The sequence below is a fragment of the Chelativorans composti genome, assembly GCF_039541695.1.
In the GTDB taxonomy this organism is placed as follows: domain Bacteria; phylum Pseudomonadota; class Alphaproteobacteria; order Rhizobiales; family Rhizobiaceae; genus Chelativorans; species Chelativorans composti.
Map to the genome: position 1 here is coordinate 21,003 of NZ_BAABGS010000012.1, position 12,477 is coordinate 33,479.

Annotated in this window: 9 protein-coding genes; 6 read left to right on the forward strand and 3 right to left on the reverse strand. The window is 64.3% G+C overall.

Annotated features, from left to right (window positions below; all coding sequences use genetic code 11):
* Positions 1-107: 107 nt before the first annotated feature.
* Together ABD906_RS02600 and ABD906_RS02605 are read left to right on the forward strand one after the other, a co-directional pair.
* Positions 108-1,250: a DUF2336 domain-containing protein gene (locus tag ABD906_RS02600; protein WP_345098063.1), complete on the forward strand. Its 1,143-nt coding sequence runs from the start codon at positions 108-110 to the stop codon at positions 1,248-1,250.
* Positions 1,251-1,362: 112 nt separating this feature from the next.
* A complete protein-coding gene (locus tag ABD906_RS02605; RefSeq protein ID WP_345098064.1) occupies positions 1,363-2,013 on the forward strand; it encodes a glutathione S-transferase family protein in 651 nt (216 codons plus the stop codon).
* Between the two features lie 172 nt (positions 2,014-2,185).
* On the opposite strand, the gene parE is transcribed toward ABD906_RS02605, so the two are convergent.
* The gene (parE, locus tag ABD906_RS02610) at positions 2,186-4,231 is read right to left on the reverse strand and encodes a DNA topoisomerase IV subunit B (protein ID WP_345098065.1); all 2,046 of its coding nucleotides are present in this window, start codon (positions 4,229-4,231) and stop codon (positions 2,186-2,188) included.
* 317 nt (positions 4,232-4,548) lie between these two features.
* On the opposite strand from parE, the gene ABD906_RS02615 reads away from it, so the two are divergent.
* Positions 4,549-4,935: a MerR family transcriptional regulator gene (locus tag ABD906_RS02615; protein ID WP_345098290.1), complete on the forward strand. Its 387-nt coding sequence runs from the start codon at positions 4,549-4,551 to the stop codon at positions 4,933-4,935.
* 157 nt (positions 4,936-5,092) lie between these two features.
* Here the strand turns inward: ABD906_RS02615 and ABD906_RS02620 are convergent, their stop codons facing one another.
* The gene (locus tag ABD906_RS02620; RefSeq protein WP_345098066.1) at positions 5,093-5,623 is read right to left on the reverse strand and encodes a methyltransferase family protein; all 531 of its coding nucleotides are present in this window, start codon (positions 5,621-5,623) and stop codon (positions 5,093-5,095) included.
* A gap of 21 nt (positions 5,624-5,644) precedes the next feature.
* On the reverse strand, positions 5,645-6,655 hold the full coding sequence (locus ABD906_RS02625) for an acetyltransferase domain-containing protein (protein WP_345098067.1): 1,011 nt from the start codon (positions 6,653-6,655) through the stop codon (positions 5,645-5,647).
* A 178-nt stretch (positions 6,656-6,833) separates the two neighbouring features.
* Between ABD906_RS02625 and ABD906_RS02630 the strand changes: the two genes are divergently transcribed.
* From ABD906_RS02630 to alaS, 3 genes are all read left to right on the forward strand, one after another.
* Positions 6,834-7,481 carry a YiaD family glycine zipper/OmpA-like lipoprotein gene (locus tag ABD906_RS02630; protein WP_345098068.1) on the forward strand — a complete coding sequence of 216 codons (648 nt, stop codon included), beginning with the start codon at positions 6,834-6,836 and terminating at the stop codon, positions 7,479-7,481.
* A 354-nt stretch (positions 7,482-7,835) separates the two neighbouring features.
* Entirely contained in the window at positions 7,836-8,909 is a 1,074-nt protein-coding gene (recA, locus tag ABD906_RS02635) for a recombinase RecA (RefSeq protein ID WP_345098069.1), read from the forward strand.
* Positions 8,910-9,519: 610 nt separating this feature from the next.
* Positions 9,520-12,183 carry an alanine--tRNA ligase gene (gene alaS, locus ABD906_RS02640; RefSeq protein WP_345098070.1) on the forward strand — a complete coding sequence of 888 codons (2,664 nt, stop codon included), beginning with the start codon at positions 9,520-9,522 and terminating at the stop codon, positions 12,181-12,183.
* The last annotated feature ends 294 nt before the right edge of the window (positions 12,184-12,477 follow it).

Consider the following 12,477-nt stretch of genomic DNA (forward strand, 5'->3'; position numbering starts at 1 on the left):
CGCTGTCGTGCCTGCGCAGCGACCGGAGTAACCGGGCATTAAGGTAAACTCTTCGTATACGATTTCGCTCTATATTGGCCCATGGGTAAGCTGGGGCTTGGACGAGCGTGAGTGTAATCGCGAACTTTCTTCAGTGGAAAGAAACCGCAAGGGTACCTGAACGGATCGCCGCCGCGGCGGCGCTGGCGCGGACCTACGTCCAGCGAGAGCTGAACGACGAGCAGAAGGCGGCCGCCCATGCGGCCATGACCATTCTGCTGGACGATCCGTCGCCCAAGGTGCGGATGGCGCTCAGCGACGGGCTCTGCATGAGCGGGAAGGCGCCGGTCGACATCGTCGTGGCGCTTGCCGCCGACCAGCGGGAGGTTGCCGCTCCCGTCATCCTTCATTCGCCGCTTCTGACGGACAGCGATCTGGTAGGGCTCCTGACGCAGTCGGGACGCGCCGAGATCCAGGTCCTGATCGCCTCCCGCATGGATCTCTCGCCGCGCGTGATCGCCACCATCGCCGAGATCGGCAGCATGAAGGCCTGTGCGGTGCTTGCGAGCCGCAAGGATGTCCACATCCCTGATATCAGCATGCGCCGCATCATCGAGCGTCATGGGCGCGACGGCACGATGCGCTCCCTTCTGCTCAAGAACGGTTCGCTCTCGCCGTGCTGCCGCCATCTTCTCTTGAAGCTTGCGAGCGAGGCGCTGGGCGCTTCGCCCCTCGTCGTGGGCGTCCTCGGCGAGGACGGAGCCAGGGCCGCCGTCGCCAATGCGCGAACCGAGGCGTCCGTGACGCTGGTCGAGAACCTGCGCCAGAGCGAGCAGACTGCGCTGGCGGCGCGCATGCGGGAGAACGGTGAGCTCACATCCTCGCTTCTCGTGCGCATGGTCGCCTTCGGCCGGACCGGCTTCTTCGTCGCGGCCATGAGCGCCGTGACCGGCATCCCGGAGGTCCGTCTGGCGGGCCTGTTCCAGGCTGGCAGCCGCCGCGCACTGCTGGGCCTGCTCCGCCAGGCCGGGTTGCGTCCGGTGACGCATGAACCCATTCTGGCCGCACTTCTGCTCTGCCGCGAGGTCGATGCCGGGCGGAAAGTGGCCGGCCCTCTGGAAATCTCGCGGGTCATGCTCAATGCCCTCGAAGAAAGCGTCGAGGGTGGCGAGCAGGAGAGGGCCGCGCTCGCGTCGCTCCTGCGCCGGATCCATCTGGAAGAGATGCGCAAGTACGCCCGCAACCAGGCCTGGGCGCTCGCCGCGGCCTGACCCGTGCGAGCGGGCGGTATTCCGTCCGCTCTGCCTCATTCCCTTCCTGAGCAATGCGGTAGGATTGGGTCCCCTTTGTCCGTCTTCAAGAGGACAAGGGAGGAGACGGACCATGAGCATTACCATCACGGCCTTCCGCAACTCGCCTGATCAGGGGAGGGGCCTGGCCCGAGATATGCGCGTCCGCTGGGCCCTGGAAGAGGTGGGGCAGCCCTATCGCGTGCGCCTCGTCACCTTCGCCGAAATGCGCGAGCCGGAATACCGCGCGCTGCATCCCTTCGGGCAGATCCCGGTCTATCAGGAGGGCGATCTCGTCCTGTTTGAAAGCGGCGCCATTGTCCTGCACATCGCAAGCCGCTTTCCGGGGCTTCTTCCAAGCGATCCGGACAATCGGGCTAGAGCGTTGTCCTGGATGTTCGCCGCGCTCAACACGGTCGAGCCGCCGATTGTCGAACTGGAACAGACCACGCTTCTGGAAGGTGACCGCGCTTGGCATGCCGGGCGCCGCCCGCTTATGGAGAAGGCGATCCGCAAGCGTCTGGATGAGCTCGCCGCGTGGCTGGGCGAAGGCGACTGGCTTGAGGATCGCTTTGCGGCCGGTGACCTGCTGATGGTGACCGTTCTCCGCCGGCTCGAGGGGATGGGCATCCTCGATGACTACCCCACGCTCGCGGACTATGCGGTCCGCGGGACGACGCGTCCCGCCTACCAGCGCGCCTTCGCGGCCCAATATGCAGCCTATGCGAGCGGCGGGGAGGGTTGAGCTTCAACGGCGCTTCCATGCTTCGACACGCGAAGCAAGAGAGGCGGCAATGAAGCGAATGGCGGACCGGCTTCATGGTGAGCCCGCCGAACCCTCATGACGCGCTCATCTGCCCCCCAGGGTAAGCTCGTCGAACCACAAGGTCGGTCCGCAATGCCTCAAAGAAACAAGACTAGATGTCCAGATCTTCCGCGAACTCGGCGTTCTCCTGGATGAAGCGGAAGCGGGCCTCCGCCTTGGTACCCATCAGCGCCTCGACGGTTTCCTTCGTGGTTTCCGGCGACTCGATCACCTCCACGCGCAGCAGCGTGCGGTTGCGCGGGTCCATGGTCGTTTCCTTGAGCTGGGCGGGCATCATCTCGCCAAGACCCTTGAACCGGCTGACTTCTACCTTGCCGCGGCCATTGAACTCGGTCCTGAGAAGCTCTTCCTTGTGGGCATCGTCGCGGGCATACATGGTCTTGCCGCCCTGGCTGATGCGGTAGAGCGGCGGGACCGCCAGGAAGAGGTGCCCGTTCTGGATGAGCTGCGGCATCTCCTGATAGAAGAAGGTGATGAGCAGCGAGGCGATGTGTGCGCCGTCCACGTCCGCGTCGGTCATGATGATCACACGCTCGTAACGCAGGTCTTCCTCGCGGTACTTGTTGCGCGTGCCGCAGCCGAGCGCCTGGATGAGGTCGGTGATCGTCTGGTTGGCGGCGAGCTTGCCCGATCCGGCGCTTGCCACGTTGAGGATCTTGCCGCGCAGCGGCAGCACCGCCTGGTTGACGCGGTTGCGCGCCTGCTTGGCCGAGCCGCCAGCCGAGTCACCCTCCACGATGAAGATTTCTGCGCCGGCCGCTGCCGTGGCCGAACAGTCGGCCAGCTTGCCCGGAAGCCGTAGCTTCTGGATCGCCGTCTTGCGGCTGACTTCCTTCTCCTGCCGGCGGCGCATGCGCTCGTCCGCCCGCTGGATGACCCAGTCGAGCAGCTTGTTGGCTTCCGCCGGATTACTGGTCAGCCAATGGTCGAACGGGTCGCGGATGGCGTTCTCGACGATGCGCGTGGCGGCCGCTGTCGCCAGCTTGTCCTTCGTCTGGCCCACGAACTCGGGCTCGCGGACGAATACGGACAGCATGCCCGCGGCGGAGATCATCACGTCTTCCGCTGTGATCACCGACCCGCGCTTGTTGCCGGTCAGCTCCGCATAGTTGCGCAGGCCCTTGAGCAGGGCAACGCGCAGACCCATCTCGTGCGTCCCGCCTTCAGGCGTCGGGATCGTGTTACAGTAGGAGTTGAGAAACGGCTCGCCGCCGTACCACGTGATGGCCCATTCCACCGCCCCGTGGCCGCTCTGCTTTTCCGTGCGGCCGGCGAAGATCTCCTGCGTGACGCGGAATTCGCCCTCGATGGAAGCTTCCAGGAAGTCCTTGAGGCCGCCGGGGAAATGGAAGGTCGCCTTTTCGGGCACCTTGCTCTTTTCGCCGAGCAGCGACGGATCGCAGCTCCAGCGCACTTCCACGCCGCCGAACAGATACGCCTTCGAGCGGGCCATGCGGTAGATCGTGGCGGGATCGAACTTCGCATGGGCGCCGAAAATTTCCGCGTCCGGCTTGAAGCGCACGCGCGTACCGCGGCGGTTGTGGACGTCGCCCAGCTGTTCGACCGGGCCGAGCGGCTTGCCGCGCGAGAAACGCTGGCGGTAAAGCTTGCGGCCGCGCGCGACCTCCACCTCCAGAAGCTCCGACAGGGCATTGACCACCGACACGCCCACGCCGTGCAGACCGCCCGAGGTCTCATAGGCCTTGGAGTCGAACTTGCCGCCCGCATGCAGCGTGGTCATGATGACCTCGAGCGCGGACTTGTCCTTGAACTTCGGATGCGGATCGACCGGAATGCCGCGGCCGTTGTCGGTCACGGTCAGAAATCCGTCGGCATCGAGCTCCACCTCGATGAACGTGGCGTGGCCCGCCACGGCCTCATCCATCGAGTTGTCGATGACTTCCGCGAAGAGGTGGTGCAGCGCCTTTTCGTCAGTACCGCCGATATACATGCCCGGCCGGCGCCGGACCGGCTCCAGGCCCTCGAGAACCTCGATGTCTGCCGCACTGTAGCTGTCGGATGCGTCGCGCGCGCCATTGGCGCGAGCCGCCGGCTGGCGCTCGGGAGTCTGGAGAACCGACTGTCTGGCCCCTCCCGTCAGAGGTAGCCCGGTGAAAAGGTCGTTGCTATCGTCCATAAAGTAATTCTGCCTCGCGAATCACCCGGAATGTTGCCACGAAAAGTCTGGCAAAGCCAAAACGCGTTCCGGTTCCGTTCATTTCTTGAACAGGAAACGTGTTCGTTCCACCCGTTTGGCGGTGTGGTCATCGGCGCGGTCTATGTGCTTTTTGTGGCGCATCGGATCTTTCCCGCCGGTAAACGGACGTGAATTCGCGGTGGCAAGCCGGAATGGCTCCGCTTTCGCAGTCGCGGCGCGGGCCGGGTGCTTCCGTATTCTTACGTTGACACCTGCGTAAAGTATCAGGAGTTTGGCCCCGAGAGGCTCCGCATATGATTGATGAGTATTACACCATTACCGAATTGACCCGCGAGTTCGGCATTTCGACGCGCACGCTGCGATTCTATGAGGACGAGGGCCTGATCAAGCCGGTGCGGCGGGGGCGCACGCGCCTCTACAGCCATTCAGACCGCCAGCTGGTGCGCCGCATCCTGCGGGCCCGCAAGGTGGGCTTCTCGGTCGAGGAGATCAGCCGGCTTCTCGCCATCTACCGTCCTTTGCCGGACCAGTCCGCTGCGCTGGGCGACCTCCTGGCCGAGATCGAGCGTGTCCGCCAGGAGCTGCGGCAGAGGCGCCGCGATCTCGAGGATCTTCTGCAGGAGCTCGACGAAGCCGAGGAACTCTGCGTCGAGCGTTTGGCGGAGCTCGGCGTCAAGACCTGACCCCGTTCCTTCCCCCCCCCCCTCACACCATGAGCTCTTGGCGGCCTCATGGGGGGCGTCGAACCACGGGGCCGCCTCGACAACCTTCGGTGTTGCCCTTCATGCTTGGGACAGGTTCACGATGAAGGTGGAGACGCTTCGTCCGCCCGAACCGTTCTCAAATCCACCGCCGGACCCTTTTCTTGTAATCCCGGTACGCCTTGCCGAACTGCACTTCGAGATGCCGTTCCTCCGGCTCGATGGCGAGTTTCGTGGTGAGGAAGGCCGCGACCAGACCCGTCACGATGTACCACGGGTTTCCCGAGACAAAGCAGAGCGCAAACATCAGCATGGTGTTGGCCAGATAGATCGGGTGCCGGCTGATCGCGAACGGGCCGTTCGTCACGAGGTGGGACGCCGCGCGGTCGGGCCGGATCGTCGTTCCCGCCCGCTGCAGCGCCCGGAAGGAGCCCACGTAGAGAGCGGCCACCGCGACAATCATCAGCCAGCCCAGCGCGAACAGGATGTCTGACAGCGGCCTGCCGAACCAGGGCGAGGGGATCTGCCAGGACAGCATCACCGCAAGCGCGATTGCCCCGATGTAGAGCAGCGGCGGCCACGGAAATGAGGACGGGGCCGTCTGGCCGGTCGAGGTCGCGGGCGCTGCGGGCTTCGGCTTGCTTTTCCTGTTGCTCTGTTGTGACGGCATGCTGTCCCCTCCCGCTCGTTCTTACTGGCTGTCGTCGCTCTCTCCGGAACGTGATCCTTCAGCCGGCGCAAGTCCTTCACCCGGAGTGTTCTCGATCAGGCACGTGTTGGCAAGTCCGCGCAGCCGCTCGGTCGTTGCCTCGTCCGGCCCGAACAGCTGGTCAGCAAGCTTGTTGGCCTTCGCCTTGTCGAGCAGGCAGCTACAATAGGCATTGCAGAACGGCTCCTCGCGGAAGGCGACGCACTCCACGTTGCAGGCGCTGAGGAACAGCGCGCCCTGGTCCGGGGGCGGTGGGGGCAGCACCTGGGCGAACACCCACACGATCGAGATCAACACCGGCTGGTGCAGCAGGTAGAAGGCCAGGCTGTGCTTTCCGAAGAAGCCTAGAAGCGGAATACGCTCCGGCCAGGTGAGCGCCGAAAGGCGCTCCGTCAACCCGGTCCGCTCCGAAACCTTCGCCGCGCCGATGCCGAACAGCACGGCGCCGAACATCGGAAATAGAGGCACGAAATCCGTCGATGGCGCAACCTCCGTCGACAGGCCGATCCACCAGAGCACCGGATGGTTGAACGCGGCGCTCGTCGCGACATGCGGCAGCACCACCGCGATGATCCCGGACAGGATGATCACGGCCCAATGCAGCCGCAGGAACAGGAGCCCCAGCAGGCTCGCAACGGCGATGTGATGCAGGATGCCGAAGAAGATGAAGGCGCCTGGCGTAACCACGATCGTCGCCGCGGTGACGGCAAGCGCCGCCGCCGTGATCATTGCCAGCCTGCGCCAATACGACTTCCACCGGATGCCGTGGCCGTTGCCCAGATAGAGGCTCACGCCGACGATGAACAGGAAGGATATGGCGATGCAGCGGGCGAAGATGCGCCAGCCGCCGGTGACCGAGCTTCCCGGCTCGATATAGCCGAAGAAGTCGAGGTCCCAGGTGAAATGGTAAACGGCCATCGCCACCAGGGCGAGCCCGCGGGCGCAGTCGACAAGTTCGATTCGCCTGCGGGGAGGGGTTGATGCTGCTTCCATGTGAGAGCCCTGGTCCACTAGTACGGCTTGCCGCGAGTCCTCTGGATTAATTTCTGGGCAAGATGCCTGCAGTTACCGTAGTTTGCCACATTTTTGTTACTAGGAAATCGCGGGACGACCATCCACTATGAGTCGCAGCTTGAGGAAATCGTGCACTGACCAGGAGAGGACCCTCTATATGTTGAAGAAAGTTGTCGTCGCGGCCATCGTTGGCGGATTGCTGGCTGGCTGTACCACTGACCCCTACACGGGCGACCAGAAGATTTCCAATACCGCTGGCGGAGCCGCGCTTGGCGCGCTGGCCGGCGCGGGCCTGGGTCTTCTCGCCGGTGGCGATGACCGCCGCAATGCTCTGATCGGTGCAGGCGTCGGCGCCCTCGCTGGCGGCGCGATCGGCGCATACATGGACCGCCAGGAGGCGGAACTGCGTGCCCAGCTCCAGGGAACCGGCGTGAGCGTGACGCGTCAGGGCGACTACATCTTCCTCAACATGCCGTCCAACATCACGTTTACCACCGATTCTGCCTCCATCCAGCCGGCCTTCTACGGCACGCTTAACTCGGTCGCGCTGGTGCTGAAGCGCTTCAACCAGACGTTGATCGACGTCTACGGCCACACCGATTCCACCGGCAGCTACCAGCACAACATGGATCTTTCGCGCCGCCGCGCTGCCTCCGTGGCCGACTACCTGGTCGCCCAGGGCACCGATCCGCGCCGCTTCCAGATTTTCGGCATGGGGCCGGATCAGCCGATCGCCTCCAACGCGACGGCCGAGGGCCGTGCCCAGAACCGCCGCGTGGAGATTCGTCTGCAGCCTCTGCGCTGATCCTTCGGGAGCGGTTCGGCTTTCTCCGACGCCGGACCGCTTCGCTGTCTGTTATCGCGAATGCCGGCGCACCGCCGGCATTCGTGTTTTTGCGGCTCGGTTTGGGCACATGTTTGCTTGCGGCGCGCTTCTCTCGGCGCGTTCCATTGTTCCTGCCGGCGATCGCGTTCCCACCCCCGAAACGGCTAAGCTCCTGAAAATTTTTGCCTTCGGTACAAATGTGGAACAAACTTTGATTTATATTTCAAACCAATAAGATAAACTGCATTGCCAAAGCGGAACAAAAGGTGTACAGATAATTCAATCTGAAAGCACTAGGCATCGCGCCCATTGACCTGAGAAGGGTGTTGTATCATGGCTCAGACGACGTTGAGGCTTGTAGAGGATCACGCAGTGGACAAGACTAAGGCATTGGACGCGGCTCTTTCGCAGATCGAGAGGGCTTTCGGCAAAGGTTCGATTATGCGCCTTGCCGGCAACGAGAAGGTTGAGATCGAGACCATTTCGACCGGCTCGCTGGGCCTCGACATTGCTCTGGGCGTGGGCGGTCTTCCGCGCGGCCGCATCATCGAGATCTACGGTCCGGAAAGTTCCGGCAAGACCACCCTGGCGCTGCACACCATTGCGGAAGCGCAGAAGAAGGGCGGTATCTGCGGCTTCATCGATGCCGAACATGCGCTCGATCCGGTCTATGCCCGCAAGCTCGGCGTCGATCTCGAGAACCTGCTGATCTCGCAGCCTGACACCGGCGAACAGGCGCTGGAGATCTGTGACACGCTGGTGCGTTCCGGCGCGCTGGACGTGATCGTGGTGGACTCCGTGGCGGCCCTGACGCCGCGCGCCGAAATCGAGGGTGACATGGGCGATGCCCTGCCGGGCATGCAGGCCCGCCTGATGAGCCAGGCGCTGCGCAAGCTCACCGCCTCGATCTCGCGCTCCAAGACCATGGTGATCTTCATCAACCAGATCCGCATGAAGATCGGCGTGATGTTCGGTTCGCCCGAGACGACCACGGGCGGCAACGCTCTCAAGTTCTACGCCTCCGTCCGTCTCGACATCCGCCGTATTGGTTCGGTGAAGGACAGGGACGAGGCTGTCGGCAACCAGACCCGCGTCAAGGTGGTCAAGAACAAGCTGGCCCCGCCCTTCAAGCAGGTCGAGTTCGACATCATGTATGGCGAGGGCGTCTCCAAGACCGGCGAGCTCATCGACCTCGGCGTGAAGGCCGGCGTCATCGAGAAGTCTGGTGCCTGGTTCTCCTATAACTCCCAGCGTCTCGGCCAGGGCAGGGAGAACGCCAAGCAGTTCCTGAAGGACAATCCCGAGGTTGCCAACGAGATCGAGACCATCCTGCGCCAGAATGCCGGCCTGATCGCCGATCAGTTCCTCGACAACGGTCGCGGCGACGAGTTCGACGCCGCCGACTGATGCCGGTTGGCGGGCGGCTCGGTCCTCCCGCTGCCCGGACTGGCCCGGTCCCTGGTCTCCGGATTTCCAGGCCCTCCGGCCGCTGGTTCCGGGGTTTCCAAGTCACAGAGAGGCGCGCATCGCGGCATGTCCGCGGGTGTGTCTGTTGAAGGAGCGCGCCGGATTAGCGTACGTCGCCTGAGCGGCGGCTTGCCGTGCCGGTCGGGCGTTGGCTCGGTTCTTCTGTTCTGGGGGGGGCGGGGCTGCGATGCCCTGTCGAAGGTGAGGCTGGGGGCGGTGCGTCTCCGACGTCTGTTTGAGGGCCTGCCACATGGCTTCCGGCGTCTGATCGCGGGCCTGCCGTGAGCCGCTGGCGCCTGATTGAGGGCTGTCGGCACGGATGCCTCGGCGAGGGCGTCTTGAACGGAATTGACCCGGCCGTGGCCGCGGTCTCGCCATGCCGGGCCGTTGATCCGCCTCCTCTGGAGGACTTGAGATAAGCTCCCTTTGGGAAATCCGAAATAGATTGCCGCGCTGCATTTGAGCTTTCTGGACAGAGCCGCTTGCTGACGCTACAAGGCTGCGGTCTTATATTCCGCACTGGCAGGCGGGTTTCTTGCAAAGGCAAAGCATGAGTAGCGTCAACGAGATCCGGTCGGCATTTCTCGACTTTTTCCGGAAGAATGGACACGAGGTCGTTCCGTCCAGTTCACTGGTACCGAAGAACGATCCGACGCTGATGTTCACCAACGCCGGTATGGTTCAGTTCAAGAACGTCTTCACCGGCCTTGAGACCCGTCCCTACACCCGGGCCACGACGGCGCAGAAGTGCGTGCGCGCGGGCGGCAAGCACAACGACCTCGACAATGTCGGCTACACCGCCCGCCATCACACCTTTTTCGAGATGCTCGGCAACTTCTCCTTCGGCGACTATTTCAAGGAGACGGCGATCGAGCTTGCCTGGAACCTCGTCACGAAGGAATTCGGCCTCGATCCCAAGCGCCTGCTCGTCACCGTTTATCACACGGATGACGACGCTGCCTCCTACTGGAAGAAGATTGCCGGCCTGAGCGACGACCGCATCATCCGCATCCCGACAAGCGACAACTTCTGGGCGATGGGCGACACTGGCCCCTGCGGCCCGTGCTCGGAGATCTTCTACGACCACGGCGAGCACATCCCCGGCGGCCCGCCCGGAAGCCCCGATGAGGACGGCGACCGCTTCATCGAGATCTGGAACCTCGTGTTCATGCAGTTCGAGCAGATCTCGCCCGAGGAGCGCATTCCGCTGCCGCGCCCGTCCATCGACACAGGCATGGGCCTCGAGCGCATTGCCGCGGTCCTGCAGGGCGTGCATGACAACTACGACATCGATCTCTTCCGCAACCTGATCCGCGCCTCGGTCGAGGCGACCGGCGTCGAGGCCAAGGGCGAGCGTGCTGCCAGCCACAAGGTCATCGCCGACCACCTGCGTTCGGCGAGCTTTCTGATCGTCGATGGCGTTCTGCCGTCGAACGAGGGCCGCGGCTACGTGCTCCGCCGCATCATGCGCCGCGCCATGCGCCATGCCCAGCTGCTGGGCGCCGAGGAGCCGCTGATGTGGCGCCTGGTCCCGGCGCTCGTGCGCGAGATGGGGCAGGCCTATCCGGAGCTCGTGCGCGGCGAGGCCCTGATCACCGAGACGCTCAAGCTCGAGGAGACACGGTTCCGCAAGACGCTGTCGCGCGGCCTGACCCTGCTGGCCGAAGCGACGGCTTCCCTCAAGGCGGGCGACCAGCTCGACGGCGAGACGGCCTTCAAGCTTTACGACACCTACGGCTTCCCGCTCGACCTGACGCAGGATGCCCTGCGCCAGCGCCAGATTTCCGTCGACCTCGACGGCTTCAACGCCGCCATGGAGCGCCAGAAGGCCGAGGCCCGCGCGAGCTGGGCCGGATCCGGCGAGGCGGCCACCGAGGCGATCTGGTTCGCCGTCAAGGACAAGGTCGGCGCGACCGAGTTCCTCGGGTATGAGACCGAGGAGGCTGAAGGTGTCATCGCCGCGCTCGTGCGCGATGGCGCTATGGTTGACGAGGCGGGCGAGGGCGAGGCTGTCGCCGTCATCACGAACCAGACCCCGTTCTATGGCGAGTCCGGCGGTCAGGTCGGTGACACCGGCGTGATCGAGGGCGAAGGCTTCGCGATTGAAGTCGAGAACACGCAGAAGCGCGGCGAGGGCCTGTTCGTTCATTTCGGCCAGGTCGCGAAGGGCAAGGTTCGCGTCGGCCAGCCGGTTGCGCTGAGGGTCGACAGCGCGCGTCGCACCAAGATTCGCGCCAACCATTCGGCCACCCATCTTCTGCATGAGTCCCTGCGTGAGGTGCTCGGCACCCATGTGGCCCAGAAGGGTTCGCTCGTCGCGCCCGACCGCCTGCGCTTCGACTTCTCGCATCCGAAGCCGATTTCCGACGAGGAGCTGGCCCGGATCGAGGCGATTGCCAACGAGGTGGTGCTGCAGAACGCTCCGGTCACCACCCGTCTGATGTCGGTGGACGACGCGATTGCCGAGGGCGCCATGGCGCTGTTTGGCGAGAAATACGGCGACGAGGTTCGCGTGGTCTCCATGGGCGTGGCTACTCAGGGCGAAAAGGCCGGCAAGACCTTCTCGATGGAGCTCTGCGGCGGCACCCATGTCCGCTCCACCGGCGACATCGGCCTCGTCCATATCGTGTCGGAAGGCGCGGTCGCCGCCGGCGTCCGCCGCATCGAGGCGCTGACGGGCGACGCTGCCCGCCAGTATCTGGAGGAGCAGGAAGCCCGCCTGAAGCAGGCGGCTGCCATCCTCAAGGTCACCCCGGCGGAAGTCGTGTCCCGCCTCGAGGCGCTGGTCGAGGAACGCAAGAAGCTTGAGCGCGAACTGAGCGAGGCCAAGCGCAAGCTCGCCCTCGGCGGCGGCGCTTCCGGCGGATCCACTGACGGTAAGGAAACAGTGAATGGTGTCTCCTTCATTGGCCGCGTGGTCGAAGGCATCGCGCCGAAGGACCTGAAGCCGCTCGCCGATGAGGGCAAGCGCACCGTCGGCTCGGGTGTGGTCGCCTTCGTTGGCGTCTCCGAGGACCGCAAGGCGAGCGTCGTCGTCGGCGTGACGGATGATCTTACAGGCCGTTTCAACGCCGTGGATCTGGTCCGCGCCGCCTCCGCCGCCATCGGCGGCAAGGGCGGCGGCGGCCGGCCGGACATGGCCCAGGCGGGCGGCCCGGATGGCGCCAATGCCTCCGCGGCCATCGAGGCGGTCAAGGCGGCTCTCTCCGCTTGACGGGAAGAGGTGAACGGACGGCTTTCCGGCTTGTACGGAAAGCCGGGATCTCCGCCGATTGGCGTGTGCTGAGGAGAGGACGGTTCAGAACTTGCCTTGAGAGCATCGAAATGGATTTTGGGGGGCCGGCGCAAGCCGGCCCTGTGTTTTCGGCGGCTGCCGCCCGATCGTTGGTCCGGGCGCGACCTGCAGGTGCGGTTGTCCGACGGAGGTTGTGGCAAGCCCTGCCGTGATGTGGGGGGCGATGCCAAGAAACGGCGTATTTGCAAGGGAGAATTGCGGAAAGGAAGGACT